Annotated in this window: 13 protein-coding genes; 6 read left to right on the top strand and 7 right to left on the bottom strand. The window is 65.1% G+C overall.

Going from position 1 to position 16,816, the window contains the following annotated elements; translation table 11 throughout:
• Nucleotides 1–7 precede the first annotated feature (7 nt).
• Complete coding sequence (locus ABFA30_RS10670) at nt 8–502, top strand: SprT family zinc-dependent metalloprotease (protein WP_225788332.1); 495 nt, start codon at nt 8–10, stop codon at nt 500–502.
• 168 nt (nt 503–670) lie between these two features.
• On the opposite strand, the gene ABFA30_RS10665 is transcribed toward ABFA30_RS10670, so the two are convergent.
• The 4 genes from ABFA30_RS10665 to ABFA30_RS10650 all read right to left on the bottom strand — a co-directional run bounded on the left by ABFA30_RS10665 (nt 671) and on the right by ABFA30_RS10650 (nt 5,141).
• A complete protein-coding gene (locus tag ABFA30_RS10665) occupies nt 671–1,993 on the bottom strand; it encodes a dicarboxylate/amino acid:cation symporter (RefSeq protein WP_225788333.1) in 1,323 nt (440 codons plus the stop codon).
• Nucleotides 1,994–2,386: 393 nt separating this feature from the next.
• On the bottom strand, nt 2,387–3,733 hold the full coding sequence (locus ABFA30_RS10660) for an ATP-binding protein (protein WP_225788334.1): 1,347 nt from the start codon (nt 3,731–3,733) through the stop codon (nt 2,387–2,389).
• A complete protein-coding gene (locus ABFA30_RS10655) occupies nt 3,730–4,407 on the bottom strand; it encodes a response regulator (protein WP_225788335.1) in 678 nt (225 codons plus the stop codon). Before ABFA30_RS10655 ends, ABFA30_RS10660 begins: the two co-directional genes overlap by 4 nt.
• Nucleotides 4,408–4,538: 131 nt before the next feature.
• On the bottom strand, nt 4,539–5,141 hold the full coding sequence (locus ABFA30_RS10650) for an outer membrane protein (RefSeq protein ID WP_225788336.1): 603 nt from the start codon (nt 5,139–5,141) through the stop codon (nt 4,539–4,541).
• A 140-nt stretch (nt 5,142–5,281) separates the two neighbouring features.
• On the opposite strand from ABFA30_RS10650, the gene ABFA30_RS10645 reads away from it, so the two are divergent.
• Nucleotides 5,282–6,073: a dienelactone hydrolase family protein gene (locus tag ABFA30_RS10645; RefSeq protein ID WP_225788337.1), complete on the top strand. Its 792-nt coding sequence runs from the start codon at nt 5,282–5,284 to the stop codon at nt 6,071–6,073.
• 112 nt (nt 6,074–6,185) lie between these two features.
• On the top strand, nt 6,186–6,887 hold the full coding sequence (locus ABFA30_RS10640; RefSeq protein ID WP_253081557.1) for a 4'-phosphopantetheinyl transferase: 702 nt from the start codon (nt 6,186–6,188) through the stop codon (nt 6,885–6,887).
• A gap of 3 nt (nt 6,888–6,890) precedes the next feature.
• Here ABFA30_RS10640 and ABFA30_RS10635 read toward each other — a convergent pair whose 3' ends face one another.
• Together ABFA30_RS10635 and ABFA30_RS10630 are read right to left on the bottom strand one after the other, a co-directional pair.
• On the bottom strand, nt 6,891–8,495 hold the full coding sequence (locus tag ABFA30_RS10635; protein WP_253081556.1) for an ATP-binding protein: 1,605 nt from the start codon (nt 8,493–8,495) through the stop codon (nt 6,891–6,893).
• Complete coding sequence (locus tag ABFA30_RS10630) at nt 8,492–9,205, bottom strand: response regulator transcription factor (RefSeq protein WP_253091480.1); 714 nt, start codon at nt 9,203–9,205, stop codon at nt 8,492–8,494. Before ABFA30_RS10630 ends, ABFA30_RS10635 begins: the two co-directional genes overlap by 4 nt.
• A gap of 758 nt (nt 9,206–9,963) precedes the next feature.
• Here ABFA30_RS10630 and ABFA30_RS10625 point away from each other — a divergent pair.
• Both ABFA30_RS10625 and ABFA30_RS10620 read left to right on the top strand, forming a co-directional pair.
• Entirely contained in the window at nt 9,964–12,843 is a 2,880-nt protein-coding gene (locus ABFA30_RS10625; RefSeq protein WP_410045411.1) for a ribonucleoside-diphosphate reductase subunit alpha, read from the top strand.
• A 256-nt stretch (nt 12,844–13,099) separates the two neighbouring features.
• On the top strand, nt 13,100–14,353 hold the full coding sequence (locus tag ABFA30_RS10620) for a ribonucleotide-diphosphate reductase subunit beta (protein ID WP_225788344.1): 1,254 nt from the start codon (nt 13,100–13,102) through the stop codon (nt 14,351–14,353).
• 563 nt (nt 14,354–14,916) lie between these two features.
• On the opposite strand, the gene ABFA30_RS10615 is transcribed toward ABFA30_RS10620, so the two are convergent.
• Nucleotides 14,917–15,885, bottom strand: a complete 969-nt coding sequence (locus tag ABFA30_RS10615; RefSeq protein ID WP_410045410.1) for an AraC family transcriptional regulator N-terminal domain-containing protein — start codon at nt 15,883–15,885, stop codon at nt 14,917–14,919.
• Nucleotides 15,886–15,978: 93 nt separating this feature from the next.
• Between ABFA30_RS10615 and ABFA30_RS10610 the strand changes: the two genes are divergently transcribed.
• Nucleotides 15,979–16,812, top strand: a complete 834-nt coding sequence (locus ABFA30_RS10610) for an oxidoreductase (RefSeq protein WP_225788346.1) — start codon at nt 15,979–15,981, stop codon at nt 16,810–16,812.
• Nucleotides 16,813–16,816: the final 4 nt, after the last annotated feature.

Raw genomic sequence — 16,816 nt, 5'->3', positions numbered from 1 at the left:
GCCTGCCATGCCCGAACTGCTCAGACAACGCGTCGAAACCTGCTACCAGCAAGCCGAAGCCTTCTTCAAACGCCCCTTCCCGCGCCCGGAAGTCAGCTTCAAGCTGCGCGGCCAGAAGGCCGGCGTCGCCCACCTGCACGAGAACCTGCTGCGCTTCAACCTGCAGCTGTATCGCGAGAACCAGGAAGACTTCCTGCGCCAGACCGTGGCCCATGAGGTCGCCCACCTGGTGGCGCACCAGCTGTTCGGCGACAGCATCCAGCCCCATGGCGAGGAATGGCAGTTGATCATGCGCGGGGTGTACGAGTTGCCGCCGCATCGCTGCCACAACTATGCCGTGGAGCGGCGCACGACGATGCGCTACATCTATCGCTGCCCATGCCCGGAGAGCGACTTTCCGTTCACCGCGCAGCGGCACAAGCTGGTGCGCCAGGGGCGGCGCTACCTGTGCCGGCGGTGTCGGCAGATATTGGTGTACAGCGGGGAGACTCGCCTCGAGTAGCCGGCGAGCGGGCTTGCCTCAATGGCGGTTCTTGCTGCCATTCGGGGCCGCTTCGCGCCCCATCGCCGGCAAGCCGGCGATGGGCTGCAAGGCAGCCCCAAAAATGACAGAACGCCGCTTAACTGACAGGCATTGCCCCAAGGGTCGCCTGTTCCATTCAAACAAGGATCAGCGGGCCGGACCTTCGGCCACGCCCAGGTCGTCGACCGGACGAGGGTCGACCAGCGGCGAACCGCCAGACGCCAGCTCGGCCTGCAGCTGGTCGGTATCCAGCTCGTTGACCCACTTGGCCACGACCACGGTGGCGACGGCGTTACCGATCAGGTTGGTCAGGGCACGGGCCTCGGACATGAAGCGGTCGATACCCAGGATCAGCGCCAGGCCGGCAACCGGCAGGTGGCCGACGGCGGACAGGGTGGCGGCCAGGACGATGAAGCCCGAACCGGTGACCCCCGCCGCCCCCTTGGAGGCGATCAGCAGCACCAGCAGCAGGGTGATCTGGTGGGTGATGTCCATGGTGGTGTCGGTGGCCTGGGCGATGAACACCGCGGCCATGGTCAGGTAGATCGAGGTGCCGTCCAGGTTGAACGAATAGCCGGTGGGGATCACCAGGCCGACCACGGACTTCTTCGCGCCCAGGCGTTCCATCTTGGCCAGCATGCGCGGCAGGGCCGACTCCGAGGAGGAGGTGCCCAGGACGATCATCAGCTCTTCACGGATGTAGCGGATCAGCTTCAGCACGCTGAAACCGTGGGCACGGCAGATGGAACCCAGGACCACCAGGATGAACAGCAGGCAGGTGAGGTAGAAGCAGATCATCAGGTAGCTCAGCTGCACCAGCGAGCCGACGCCGTACTGGCCGATGGTGAAGGCCATGGCGCCGAAGGCACCGATCGGGGCCAGCTTCATGATCATGTTGATGATGTTGAACATGACGTGGGCGAAGCGGTCGATCAGGTCGAGCACCGGCTTGCCGTAGCTACCCAGGCGGTGCAGGGCGAAGCCGAACAGCACGGAGAACATCAGCACCTGCAGGATGTCGCCATTGGCGAAGGCTCCCACCACGGTGTTGGGGATGATGTTGAGCAGGAAGCCGACGGTGCTCTGCTGCGCGCCGGCGGCGGCATAGGCGGCGACGCTGCTGGCGTTCAGGGTGCTGACGTCGACGTGCATGCCGGCGCCCGGCTTGACCACGTTGACGACCACCAGACCGATGATCAGGGCGATGGTGGAGACGATCTCGAAGTACAGCAGCGCGTAGCCGCCGGTCTTGCCGACCGACTTCATGCTCTGCATGCCAGCGATGCCGCTGACCACGGTGCAGAAGATGATCGGGGCGATGACCATCTTGATCAGTTTGACGAATCCGTCACCCAGGGGTTTGAGAGCGACGCCGGTTTCCGGGGCGTAGTGGCCGAGCAGGATACCGATGGTGATGGCGACCAACACCTGGATATACAGGGATTTGTACAGCGGCTGACGTGTCGTCATGGCTAATTTTCCTCAAGTGTGCCGGCTCCACCCTTCCCAGGGTGTCGGGGCACCTAAAGCGCGAACCCTCCTGCACCTGGAGGGATTTGTCGTTGTGTTCGAGCTGCCTGGGCAGGTCTGCAGGGTCGATAGCAAGGGCGGTGCCAAAATGCCCAGCATGGGTGCAGGCCCCGTGTTTTCGGGGCTTTGCTGCCCAATGACAGGGCAGTCGCGCAGGAGGAGGTTGGCGGATTTCCGCCCGCCGGCGGGAATCGAACAGGCAGGGTTGGCGGGAATCCGCCCGGTTGGCGGTGGGCTTTACCGCGTCATTCGCGCACTTGCAGTGTTGGGTTTGGAGAATGCTGGGGCCGCTTCGCAGCCCCAATGCGGACGGGTATTGGGCCGAGCCTACGCTCAATCAAGATGGAAGACGATGCGAAAGGCCGCCCCACCCAGCGGGGAATCGTCCAGGCTCAGCTCGGCGTCGTAGCTGTCGATGATGTCCTTGACCACCGCCAGGCCGATGCCCTGCCCCGGGTGCTGGCGATCGAGGCGCTCGCCACGCTGGAGGATGCGTTCACGCTGGTCGGGTGGCACGCCAGGGCCGTCGTCCTCGATGCACAGCACCAACCGCCCCGGTGGTGTCTCCAGGCCCACGCGCACCCGGCCGAGGCTCAGGCGGTAGGCGTTCTCCAGCAGGTTGCCGAGCAACTCCAGCAAGGCCCCCTGCTCCATCGGCACCCACGCCTGCTGCGCAATGTCGAGCTCGACGCTCACGCGCTTGTCGCGGTAGACCTTGTCCAGCGTGCTGCACAAGGTCTCGAGCAGCGGCCGCAGGATCACCCGGTGGCGCACCAGCCCACTCTTGCGCAGGCTGGCGCGCTGCAACTGGTAGTCGATCTGCTGGCTCATGCGCTCGATCTGGCTTTGCAGCACCCGCGCCTGCTCGCGCTCGCCGCTGCCCTGGCCCATGCTCTCGCCTACGCCCTGCAACACGGCCAGCGGGGTTTTCAGGCTGTGCGCCAGGTCATCCAGGGAATCACGATAGCGCTGGCGCTGCTCGCGCTCGCTGTGCAACAGGCGGTTGAGCGAACCGGTCAGGCGCAGCAGTTCGCGCGGGTGTTCGCGGCTCAGGCCATCGCGCACGCCCGCCTCCACCTCGTCCAGCTCCACGCTCAGTTGCCGCAGCGAACGCAGGCCCCAGGTCAGCCCGGCCCAGAGCAACACCATCAGCGCCAGCAACGCCGCACCGAAGCCCAGGTAGAGCTTCTCGCGCAGGCCGTCGAGGGTGTGCTGGTACTCGCGCACCGGCTGCAGGGCGACGATGCTGAAGGCCGCGCTCTTGCCACCGAGCAACTGGACCTCGACGTCATAGACGAAGAACTCCTCGCCGTCGTCCTGGCGGATGCGAGCGAACTCGTTGCCACGCCCGTCGTAGCGTGGGCGGTAGTTGATGTTCTGGTCGGACGTGGCCCGCGAGCGCCAGACCAGCCGGCCCTCACGGTCGAAGATGTAGCCCAGGAGGCCGGTATAGGGCAGGTTGTAGCGTTCGTCCGGCAACAGCGTCGGCATGTGCAAGCGACCATGCTCGATGCGCGCCGCCGAGATCAGGGTGGTCACGTCCGAGGCCAGGCGTTGCTCGATCGACTCCTGCAGGGCCAGGCTAAAGGCCTTCTGCAAGGCCGGCAACAGCGCCAGCATGAACAGCAGGGCCAGCAGCGCGGCGGCCAGCATCAGCCGCAGGCGCAGGGAACGGATCATCGGCAGCGCTCGGTGAACAGGTAGCCCAGGCCGCGCACCGTGTCGATCGGCTTGAAGCCACGGTCGCCCTCCAGCTTGCGGCGCAGGCGGCCGACCAGCACTTCGATGACATTGGGGTCGCGCTCCTCGTCGTCCGGATAGAGCTGCTCCATCAGGCGCTCCTTGGCCACCACCTGCTGGTGATGGCGCATGAGGTACTCGAGGATGCGGTATTCGTAGGCGGTCAGCGCCAGCGGCTGGTCGTCCAGGGTCGCCTGCTTGCGGTTGAGATCCAGCACCAGCGGGCCGGCGGCGATGGTCGGCTGGGTGAAGCCGCTGGAACGGCGCAACAGGGCATTGAGGCGGGCTTCCAGCTCCTCGAACTGGAAGGGCTTGACCACGTAGTCGTCGGCACCGGCGGCCAGGCCTTCGACCTTGTCCTGCCAGTTGCCACGTGCAGTGAGGATCAGGATGGGAAAGCTCTTGCCCTGGCTGCGCAGTTGGCGGATCAGGTCCAGCCCGCTCATGCCCGGCAGGCCCAGGTCGACTACCGCCAGGTCGTGGTGGTACTGATCGGCCTGGTAAAGCGCTTCTTCGGCCTCGGCGACCGCCTGGACCACATGCCCGCTCTCGCTCAGGCGCGTGTACAGGTGATGGCGCAGCAGCGCCTCGTCCTCGACCACCAGCAATTTCATGCCACTCTCCTTAAATTACGACGCCGGCGTCGCTGCCTGAAGCCTTCCGTATCGCGGCTTCGTCATCCTGGGACGCGAAGCGGCCCCAAATGACCAAGCACCGTGGGGCCGCTACAGCATACCAGCGAGGGTCAGAACCGGTAGTTGGCCGACAGGTAGGTCTGGGCGCTGCTGGTCAGGCGCAGGGTGCCGACCTTCGGACCGCCGTGTTCCACCAGCTCGGTGCTGGCATTGCTACGCAGGTAACGATAACCCAGCTCCACCGAAGCGTTGTCGGTGACCTGCTGCAACACACCGGCCTGCAGGCCCACGGCATAGCCCATGTCGGTGTCGCGACTGTAGCCGGAAGACTCCTGGGACAGCTTGGTCACGCCCAGGCTGCCACCGCCGAACAGCTGGGTGGTGTCGCCCACCGGCAGGAACACATCGTAGCTGCCGAGCAGGTTCTCCTGGCGCAGCTTGAGGCCGCTGTGCTCGCCCGAGACGTTGTCGTAGGTCAGGTAATAGCGGCCCTGGTCGTTCACCTTGCCCAGGCGCACGCCCCAGGTGTCGTCCTTGCCGATGATGCCGTCGCTGTTCAGGTGGCCGGCGTTGCGTTGCAGCAGGCCGGACTTGCGTACCTTGTCGCTGGTCTGGCCGTAGGTCAGGCTGGCGAAGGTGTCATCGGCAGCCTGGGCGGTGAGGCTGGCGGCGCAAACGGCCATGGCGACCATCAGGGTGTTGAGTGTTTTCATGGGTTGGCTACTCCAGTTGGATGCGTTGTCTGTGTCTGGGGGCTAGAGTAGGGAAGGTGCCCTGAACCGCCGCTGAACCCTGGCTGAACCCTGGCTGAACCCTGGCTGAACGAATTGCACCCTGTGAAGGAGTACCGACCATGCGTTCCTTGCTTGCCCTGGCCCTGATGTGCGCCACCGCCCTCGCCCAGGCGGCGGTGCAGACCCGTGAAATCCCCTACCAGGATGCCGACGGCCAGCGCCTGGTGGGCTATTACGCCTACGACGACGCCGTCGAAGGCAAGCGCCCCGGCGTCGTCGTGGTGCATGAATGGTGGGGGCTGAACGACTATGCCAAGCGCCGTGCCCGGGACCTTGCCGCCCTTGGCTACAGCGCCCTGGCCATCGACATGTACGGCGATGGCAAGAACACCGAGCATCCCGAGAATGCCCAGGCCTTCATGGCCGCTGCGATGAAGGATCCCAAGGCCGCGACCCGGCGCTTCGATGCCGGCCTCGAGTTGCTCAAGCTGCAGCCCTATACCGACGAGGCCAAGCTGGCCGCCATCGGCTACTGCTTCGGCGGCAAGGTGGTGCTCGACGCTGCCCGCCGTGGCGTGCCGCTGGCCGGGGTGGTGAGCTTCCATGGCGCGCTGGCCACCCAGGCCCCGGCCGCGCCTGGCAGTGTCAAGGCCAGGATCCTGGTGGAGCATGGCGCGGCCGACAGCATGATCACCGAGCAGCAGGTGAAGGCGTTCAAGAAGGAGATGGACGCCGCCGGGGCGAGCTTCGAGTTCGTCAGCATCCCCGGGGCCAAGCATGGCTTCACCAACCCGGATGCCGACCGGCTAAGCCATGGGGAACATGGCGGGCCGGACATTGCCTACAACAAGGCGGCGGACGAGAGCTCCTGGGCGGACATGCAGGCGTTTTTCAAAAAACTGTTCGACTGACGAGGCATTGGGGCCGCTGTGCGGCCCATCGCCGGCTTGTCGGCGGTGGGCTGCAAGGCTCCCTGGTAGATCAAGCTCCCATGCCGCTTGATCGGCTGGCACAATAGCCTGCATGAACAAACTCCCGTCCTGCTGCACCCCCCTCCAGCACCACTGGCCCCTGCCCCGCCCGGTCCCCGGCGCGGTATTGGTCAGTTGCACCTTCGACCCCAGCCACCTGGCCGCCGACGACTTCCAGCGCGCCGGTATCGAGCAGAGCGCTAGCCTGCAACGCTCGGTGGCCAAGCGCCAGGCCGAGTACCTGGCCGGCCGGGTCTGCGCCCGCGCCGCACTGCAACGCCTGGACGGGCGCGACTACGTGCCGGGCACCCACGAGGACCGCTCGCCGATCTGGCCGGCCGGCATCCATGGCTCGATCACCCACGGCAAGGGCTGGGCCGCCGCGGTGGTGGCCGCCGAGGGCGCTTGCCAAGGCCTGGGCCTGGACCAGGAGAGCCTGCTGGACGACGAGCGCGCCGAGCGCCTGGCCGGCGAGATCCTCACGCCGGCAGAGCTCCAGCGCCTGGATCGCGCGCAGGTCGGCCTGGCCGTGACCCTGACCTTCTCGCTCAAGGAAAGCCTGTTCAAGACGCTCTACCCGCTGACCCGGCAGCGCTTCTATTTCGAGCACGCCGAACTGCTGGAGTGGTCCACCGACGGCTTCGCCCGCCTGCGCCTGCTCACCGACCTGTCCCCCCAATGGCACAACGGCCGAGAACTGGAAGGCCAGTTCCGCGTCGCCGATGGCCACTTGCTCAGCCTGGTCAGCGTCTGACCTTCACTCCGGCGCCTGGGCCCGTGGCCAGTTCAGGCTGAAGCAGGCGCCGCCCAACTGCTCGCTGCGCCCCACCACGGCCCGCCCGCCGTGCCAGTAGATGATCCGCCGTACGATGGAAAGCCCCAGGCCATGCCCGCCCGAGGCACGTGTGCGGCTGTCGTCCAGGCGCGTGAAAGGCGTGAAGATGCGATCCCAGACGCCCTCCGGGATCCCCGGCCCGTCGTCCTCCACGTCGATGCGACAGCGCTGCTGGCCGATCTGGTAGCTCAAGCGAACCTGCGACTCGGCATGGCGCATGGCATTGCCCACCAGGTTCTGCAGGGCTCGGTGCAGGTAGCGTGGCTCGGCCTCGACCCAGGCCCCCGTGGCCTCGCCCCCCTGGCATTCGCCACGCACCACCTTGACCTCGGCACGCAGGGGGGCCAGTTCCTCGATCACCCGATCCAGCAGGGCATCCAGGTCCACCGCCTGGAACGTCAGCGCCGGTGCGCCCTGCTCCAGGCGGGCGTAGGTCAGCATCTCGTCCACCAGTTTGTCCAGGTCCTGGATGTCGCTGTCCATGCCGGCCAGGTGCTTGGCCCTGGCCTGTTCGGTACTGGCGCTTTCGATCATCTCCAGGCCGAAGCGCAACCGCGCCACCGGTGTGCGCAGCTCGTGGGACACCGCCCGCACCAGTTCACGCTGCATGGTCAGGGAGCGCTGCAGGTGTTCGGCCATGTCGTTGAAGGCGGTCGCCAGGCGCCCCACCGAATCGGCATCGCCCGCCGGCACGCGGGTATCCAGGCTGCCCTTGGCCAACCGGGTGGCGGCGATCTCCAGGCCCGACACGCGCCGCTCCAACTGGCGCACCAGCAGGTAGACCACCAGGCCGATCAGGCACAGGCCGAGGAAGGCGATGAGCACCAGCAACTGCGGTGGGTAGAGGTTGAGCTGGTACAGCGGGCCGATCTCCAGCACCCAGGGCGAGCCGGCCAGCCCCGAGAACACCCGGATGGCGTCGCCATCCTTGCCCAGGGCCATCACCGTGTCGCCCTCCTCTACCCGACGCCGCTGGTCGTCGTCCAGGCCGACCCGCTCCAGGCGCTGCAAGGCGATGTCGAAGCCAAACCCCTTGCTCTGCTTGATCTCTGCCAGGCGCCGCTGCTGTTCGGTCACCGGGTAGCGCACCAGCTCGTCGGCCAGCAGGAACAGGGTGGCGCGCGCCAGTTGCTCGCTGACCTGCTTGACCTGGGCGACCAGCAGCTCGTCCTCCTGGCCGACCTGGCGCAGCACCCGGACCGCATGCGGGCCGGTCTTCTCCACCACCACCAGGCCACGGCGCAGGCGGGCCCGCTGGCTGCCATCGAGGGTGAGCGCCGACAGGGGCTGCAAGTCCAACGGCACACCGAGCAGGCGCTCCCAGATCACCAGCGAGCGCTTGCGCTCCACCTCGTTCTGCAGCGCCAGGTTGTCGGCCATCAGGCTGAATGTCCCCTGGGCCAGGCGCTCACGGTGCTGGCCGGCACGCACTTCGTTGACCAGGTGCAGGCTGAGCACGCCCAGCACGGCCACCAGCACCAGTACCGCGAGCATGCCGCCATAGATGCGCAGGAAGATCGAGTTCATGGGCCGGGTGCCTGGGCAGCCTCGCCGACGAACAGGTAGCCCTTGCTGCGTAGGGTCTTGATCAGACGCGGGTGGATCGGGTCGTCGCCGATCTTGGGACGGATCTTGGAGATGCGCACGTCGATGGAGCGGTCCTGGCCGTCGTAGCCGACGCCACGCAAGGAGGTGAAGATCTCTTCGCGCGACAGCACGCGCCCGGTGTTGCTCGCCAGCAGCCAGAGCAGGTCGAACTCGGCGCCGGTCAGGTCGATCGCCTGTTCGCCCAGCCAGGCCTCGCGCAGGCGGTTGTCGATGCGCAGGGCGCCGAACTGCAACTGCTGGCGCTTGCTGTCGGGTGTCTCGCTGCGGCGCAGCAGGGCATTGATGCGCGCCAGCAGCAGCCGTGGGCGCACCGGCTTGCAGACATAGTCGTCGGCGCCCAGGTCCAGCCCTTGCACCTGGTCGAGCTCGTCGCCGCGGGCGGTGAGCATGAGGATGGGGCCGGCGTACTGGCCACGCACCCGCCGGCAGATGCTCAGGCCGTCCTCGCCAGGCAGCATCAGGTCGAGGATCACCAGGTCCGGCTGGCTGTCGACGATACGCCGCGCGGCACGGCCACCGTCGCCCTCCACCGCCACCTCGAAACCGTTGGTTTGCAGGTATTCGGCGGTGAGCTCGGCCAGGCGCTGGTCGTCCTCGACGATCAGGATGCGGTTGCTGGGCTGGTCCATGGGCCTACCTCGATGTTGTTGTCGTTATGCAGGGCTGGGGCTGCCATGTTGCCGAGGCGGGCCGCTTCGCAGCCCATTGCCCGTCACCGAAGCGCAACATCGCCCCCGGATACTACGTTCCGCGCCGGGTACTGCCAACCTCGCCCTCGCCCCTGGACTGAACCGTTTTTTGTGATAGGGTTCGCGCCCGCCAAAATCCGCAGCGAGGCATTGGGACGCAGAAAAAAGGTGAAAACCACTGGGCATAAGGCCTACAGCGAATACCCACGGATCACACACAAAGTACGCACAAGTTATCCACAGGCGCTCGCCTTGCAAAGACCCCGATACCGCATTATCTTGTATCCCCATCGCAGCGGACCACTAGATATTGGGTTTCGCGCAAAATCACAAACACAAGTCGCCAGGCAAATTCAAGCGATTTTTCTGGCTGAACTTCAGGTGATTTCAGCAGCCAAACCGCTCCTGCGGAGGCGACCGAGGCAAGCCCTTGCAGGGCCTTGTTCGGGCATGGGTGTTGCAGGCTACGCCGGGCACTCATCAGCAACAGTTTTTGGGCGCAGCCCAGAACCTTTGACTTCGGCCAGGGAGCGGCAGGTTATTGCCCCTTATTCCTGAGTCTGTCCCGAAGTCGGTACGCCCGAGCGGGCGGATGCGCGCGCACGACGCATCCCCGCCCGGGTCATCGAGCAAGTGGACGGAACGGTGGGCGCCCAAAAGGCGCCTGAACAATATAGAAACTGTGGAGACACCCACCCATGCAAACCGACACAACTCGCGAGAACCCGCAGGCCAAGGCGCCGCAGGCCGCCGATTCGAACCAGGATCTGGCTGCCACCGCCCCAGGCCAACTGCGTGTGATCAAGCGCAACGGCACTGTCGTCCCCTACACCGACGACAAGATCACCGTGGCCATCACCAAGGCGTTCCTCGCAGTTGAAGGCGGCACCGCCGCCGCCTCGTCGCGCATCCATGACACCGTCGCCCGCCTGACCGAGCAGGTCACCGCGACGTTCAAGCGCCGCATGCCGTCGGGTGGCACCATCCACATCGAAGAAATCCAGGACCAGGTCGAACTGGCCCTGATGCGCGCCGGCGAGCAGAAGGTCGCCCGCGACTACGTGATCTACCGCGAGCAACGCGCCAAGGAGCGTGCTACCCGCGCCAACACCGACAGCGTGGTCGAGCCGCATCCGACCATCCGCATCACCCTGGCCGACGGCAGCCTGGCGCCGCTGGACATGGCGCGCCTGAACACCATCATCAGCGAGGCCTGCGAAGGCCTGGCCGAGGTCGATGGCGAGCTGATCCAGCGCGACACCCTGAAGAACCTGTACGACGGCGTGGCCATCAAGGACGTCAACACCGCCCTGGTGATGACCGCCCGTACCCTGGTCGAGCGTGAACCGAACTACTCCTTCGTCACCGCCCGCCTGCTGATGGACACCCTGCGCGCCGAGGCCCTGGGCTTCCTGGACGTGGCCGACAGCGCCACCCACCACGAGATGGCCGAGCTGTACGCCAAGGCCCTGCCGGCCTACGTCGAGAAAGGCGTCGAGTTCGAGCTGCTCGACCCGGCCCTCAAAGGCTACGACCTGGAGCGCCTGGGCAAGGCCATCGACCACGAGCGTGACCAGCAATTCACCTACCTGGGCCTGCAGACCCTCTACGACCGCTACTTCATCCACAAGGATGGCGTGCGCTTCGAGCTGCCGCAGGTGTTCTTCATGCGCGTGGCCATGGGCCTGGCGCTGCAGGAGAAAGACCGCGAAGCCCGTGCGATCGAGTTCTACAACCTGCTGTCGTCGTTCGACTACATGGCCTCGACCCCGACCCTGTTCAACGCCGGTACCCTGCGTCCGCAGCTGTCGAGCTGCTACCTGACCACCGTGCCGGACGACCTGTCGGGCATCTACAAGGCCATCCACGACAACGCCATGCTGTCGAAATTCGCCGGTGGCCTGGGCAACGACTGGACCCCGGTGCGTGCCCTGGGCTCGTACATCAAGGGCACCAACGGCAAGTCGCAGGGCGTCGTGCCGTTCCTGAAGGTGGTCAATGACACCGCCGTCGCGGTCAACCAGGGCGGCAAGCGCAAGGGCGCGGTCTGCGCCTACCTGGAAACCTGGCACCTGGACATCGAGGAATTCCTCGAGCTGCGCAAGAACACCGGTGACGACCGTCGCCGTACCCACGACATGAACACCGCCAACTGGATCCCGGACCTGTTCATGAAGCGCGTCTTCGACGACGGCAAGTGGACCCTGTTCTCGCCCTCGGAAGTCCCCGACCTGCACGATCTGACCGGCAAGGCCTTCGAAGAGCGCTACGAGTACTACGAAGCCCTGACCGAGTACAACAAGATCAAGGTGTTCAAGGTCGTCCAGGCCAAGGACCTGTGGCGCAAGATGCTGTCGATGCTGTTCGAGACCGGCCACCCGTGGCTGACCTTCAAGGACCCGTGCAATCTGCGCTCGCCGCAGCAGCACGTGGGCGTGGTGCACAGCTCGAACCTGTGCACCGAGATCACCCTGAACACCAACGCCGACGAAATCGCCGTGTGCAACCTGGGTTCGATCAACCTGCCGAACCACATCACCGACGGCAAGCTGGATACCGCCAAGCTGGCGCGTACCGTCAAGACCGCCGTGCGCATGCTCGACAACGTGATCGACATCAACTACTACTCGGTGCCGCAGGCGCAGAACTCGAACTTCAAGCACCGCCCGGTCGGCCTGGGCATCATGGGCTTCCAGGACGCGCTGTACCTGCAGCACATCCCGTACGGCTCGGACGCTGCCGTGGAGTTCGCCGACCGCTCCATGGAAGCGGTCAGCTACTACGCCATCCAGGCCTCGTGCGACCTGGCCGACGAGCGTGGTGCCTACGAGACCTTCCAGGGCTCGCTGTGGTCCAAGGGCATCCTGCCGCTGGACTCCCAGCAGATCCTGATCGAAGCCCGTGGCGCCAAGTACATCGACGTCAACCTGGACGAGACCCTGGACTGGGCGCCGGTGCGTGAGCGCGTCAAGAAAGGCATCCGCAACTCGAACATCATGGCCATCGCGCCGACCGCGACCATCGCCAACATCACCGGCGTGTCGCAGTCGATCGAGCCGACGTACCAGAACCTGTACGTGAAATCGAACCTGTCGGGCGAGTTCACCGTGATCAACCCGTACCTGGTCCGCGACCTCAAGGCCCGTGGCCTGTGGGACTCGGTCATGATCAACGACCTGAAGTACTACGACGGTTCGGTCCAGCAGATCGAGCGTATCCCGCAAGAGCTGAAGGACCTGTACGCCACCGCCTTCGAAGTCGAGACCCGCTGGATCGTCGAAGCGGCCAGCCGTCGCCAGAAGTGGATCGACCAGGCCCAGTCGCTGAACCTGTACATCGCCGGCGCCTCGGGCAAGAAGCTCGACGTGACCTACCGCATGGCATGGTTCCGTGGCCTGAAGACCACCTACTACCTCCGTGCCCTGGCCGCGACCAGCACCGAGAAGTCGACCATCAACACCGGCAAGCTCAATGCCGTCTCCAGCGGCGGCGACAGCGCCCCGCTCCAGGCTGCTGGCCCAGCCCCGGTGCCGAAGGCCTGCGCGATCGACGAGCCTGACTGCGAAGCCTGCCAGTAAGGCTCGCTGAGGCTTCCTCCGGGAAGCCTCTTTTCTGTGCCACGGCACAGACCCTGTGGGAGCGGGTTTGCCCGCGAAAGGGCCACCGCCCTCCTACAGCCAGACACAACAAGCCGGGGCCCCACCGCCCCGGTCAGCCCTTCCCCGGGCACATCAGATTTGCGTGCACCGCAGTACCCCCGAACCGGGGCTCAAGCACCGCAACCAAGATCCACCGGCCATACTTGTAGATGGCCCTCGAGCAGGAGCACTTACCATGCTGAGCTGGGACGAATTCGATAAAGAAGACGGCGAAGTCGCCGCCAAAGGCAACACCGCTGCGCAGGGCAACGCCGCCGCTGCCACCCTCGACAAACTGGACAGCGCCGGTGACGCCGCCGCCCAGGAAGCCCGCCAGGCCAGCGCCGCCGACTCCGACGCGGTCAAGCGCGCCAAGGCCGCCCTGGACGAACTGGACATCGCCGAAGGCCTGGCCGAGCTGGAAGGCTCCAGCGCCCGCGTGCGTGTCGACGAGAAGCGCATGATCAACTGCCGCGCCGACCTCAACCAGTTGGTACCGTTCAAGTACGACTGGGCCTGGCAGAAGTACCTCGACGGCTGCGCCAACCACTGGATGCCGCAAGAGGTCAACATGACCGCCGACATCGCCCTGTGGAAGAGCCAGGACGGCCTGACCGAGGACGAGCGCCGCATCGTGATGCGCAACCTCGGCTTCTTCTCCACCGCCGACTCCCTGGTGGCCAACAACCTGGCCCTGGCCGTGTACCGCCTGATCACCAACCCCGAGTGCCGCCAGTACATCCTGCGCCAGGCCTTCGAAGAGGCGATCCACACCCACGCCTACCAGTACTGCATCGAGTCGCTGGGCATGGATGAAGGCGAGATCTTCAACATGTACCACGAGATCCCGTCGGTCGCTAAGAAGGCGGCCTGGGGCCTGAAGTACACCCGCGCCATCTCCGACCCGGAATTCAACACCGGCACCGTCGAGACCGACAAGGAACTGCTGCGCAACCTGATCGCCTACTACTGCGTGCTGGAAGGCATCTTCTTCTACTGCGGCTTCACCCAGATCCTGTCCATGGGCCGCCGCAACAAGATGACTGGCGTGGCCGAGCAGTTCCAGTACATCCTGCGTGACGAGTCGATGCACCTGAACTTCGGTATCGACGTGATCAACCAGATCAAGATCGAGAACCCGCACCTGTGGGATGCGGCGATGAAGGAAGAAGCGACCCAGATGATCCTGCAAGGGACCCAGCTGGAGATCGAATACGCCCGCGACACCATGCCACGCGGCGTGCTGGGCATGAACGCGGCGATGATGGAGGACTACCTCAAGTTCATCGCCAACCGTCGACTGACCCAGATTGGGTTGAAGGAAGAGTATCCCGGGACGACCAATCCGTTCCCTTGGATGAGCGAGATCATGGACCTCAAGAAGGAGAAGAACTTCTTCGAGACACGGGTGATCGAGTATCAGACGGGTGGGGCGTTGAGCTGGGATTAAACCTAAAGGGCTGCCAAATGGCTAATGCTGTTCACTTAAGTCTGATGTGACATCGATTGGGGCTGCCTTGCAGCCCTTCGCGGGCTTGCCCGCGAAGGGCCGCAAAGCGGCCCCAATGGCTTAAGTGAACGGCATTAGCCAAATGGCAGCCTTTTTTGTGCCTGCAGCGTCCACATCCCCACGCTCATGCATCTTGCAAGCTTTTGACGCAGTCCTGTGATGAGGAAGCCCTTTTGCCTGTGGGTAAGCGTCGGCACAACTACACGAGTCTTCGCGTCTGACAGGCCCCAGGAGAAAAATGGCATCCCTTCCGAAGAACCCACTCAGCGAAGCGGCTATCGAGAGCCCGGAGAATCAGATCCCGGAAATAGCTGCCGCCGCCACACATCTAGCGTACTATCGCGCCCCATGCCGACGGTCGCGTTGAAGTGTTTGGCGAAACCAAGCCTCGGGGCAAGGTTACGACGGGCAAGGTCTTCACCGTTCGCAAACTGCATGGGCGCGCCTGAATTGAGTTTTTTGCCGGCCTGAACGGCTCCGGCAAGAGCACCGCGCAGCGGAACCTAATGGGAAGACACATACGACGCCTGCGCATGCGCCGGTGGAATAGCGAAACTCTCGCGCATGCGCCTGGCCTCCGCCTGGGGCGAGCGTCCGAACAGCCGCTTGAACTCGCGATTGAACTGCGAGGCGCTGGCATAGCCCACGGCATGGCTGGCAGCCTGCGCCGTCATGCCCTGGCGCACGATCAGCAAGCGGGCCTGATGCAGGCGGGTGCATTTCACATATTGCATCGGCGACGTCTGGGTGATCGCCTTGAAGTGGCTGTGGAACGAAGGCACGCTCATGCCGGCTTCGTCGGCCAGTTGCGCAAGGTCGAGCGGCTGCGCGTAGGCCGTGTGAATACGCCGAAGCGCCTTGGCGATCCTGCCGAACTGCCCTTGCATGGCCAACGCGGCACGCATGACAGTACCCTGGGCGCCGGTCAGGACGCGGAAATACAGCTCGCGCAGCAAAGCGGGGCCGAGGATCGTCGCTTCGAGGGGGTCGTTCATCGCCGTCAGCAAGCGCAGGACGGAATCGGCGAGCGGCTCATCCATGGGGCTCGACATCATGCTCCGCGGCGCCTGCTTCGGCGAGGGCGCCTGCCGCTGGTCGATCTGGACCATCAGCTCGGCGGCGAGCTGGAAGTCCAGGTGCAGGTAGATGGCCAATAGCGGACGCTCGGCCGTCGCGTCCGTTTCCATGGTGAAGGGAACGGGCACGGCGACGGCCAGGTAGTGCTGCTCGTCGTACACATAGACCTGATCGCCGAAATACCCGCGCTTGCAGCCCTGGCATACGATCACGATACCGGGATCGTAGAGAACGGGTGTCCGCGCCAGGGGGCGATTCGATCTGAGGAGGCGGACGCTGGCCAGGGGCGTGAGGTTGTACCCCTCGCTAGGTGCCAGCGCCTCGAGCAGGGCAACCATGCGCGCCTGGTTCGGGAACACCTGGTGATCGTGGCGTTCGGATACGGCATCTTTCATAGAATTAGGCAATAAAGTCAGAAGATACGCCCTCTGGCAGCGGCTGGCGGCTGAGTATTATGCGCTCATTCCCCCTGCAATGGAGCCATCGCCATGCCACCTCGCAAAACCCTGTTGATCACCGGAGCCAGCAGCGGCTTCGGGCTGGCCCTTGCCCAAGAAGCCTTGGCCGATGGCCATCGTGTGGTGGGCACGGTTCGTAGCGAGCAGGCCAAGGCCACGCTCGAAGCGCTCGCCCCCGGCCGGGCATTCGGACGGTTGCTGGACGTGACCGATTTCGCGGCCATCGACCAGGTGGTCGCCCAGGTCGAAACGACCGTCGGCTCGGTGGATGTGCTGGTGAACAGCGCCGGCTATGGCCACGAAGGCATCCTCGAAGAATCTCCGCTGTCGGAAATGCGCCGGCAGTTCGAGGTGAACGTGTTCGGCGCCGTGGCGATGATGAAGGCCGTGCTGCCGTACATGCGCCAACGGCGGCGCGGCCATATCCTGAACATCACCTCGATGGGCGGTTTCATCACCCTGCCCGGCATCGCCTACTACTGCGGCAGCAAGTTCGCGCTGGAGGGCATCTCCGAGGTGGTGGGCAAGGAAGTCGAAGGCTTCGGCATTGCCGTGACCGCCGTGGCGCCCGGCTCCTTCCGCACGGACTGGGCCGGCCGCTCCATGGTGCGAAGCCCTCGCTGCATCGCCGACTACGACACGCTGTTCGACCCTGTGCGCAAGGCGCGACAGGAAAAAAGCGGCAAGCAGCTTGGAGACCCGAAGAAAGCTGCCCGCGCCATGCTGGAGGTAATCGACTCGCAGCATCCGCCAGCCCACTTGCTGCTCGGCAGCGATGCCCTTGGCCTGGTTCGCCAGAAACTCGGGGCGCTCGGGGAGGAAATCGCCGCCTGGGAAACCCTCACCCGTTCCACGGATGGCTGAGGGC

The organism is Pseudomonas sp. HLMP, from assembly GCF_046365545.1.
Classification (GTDB): domain Bacteria; phylum Pseudomonadota; class Gammaproteobacteria; order Pseudomonadales; family Pseudomonadaceae; genus Aquipseudomonas; species Aquipseudomonas guariconensis_B.
This window is presented reverse-complemented; position numbering and strand designations above follow the sequence as displayed.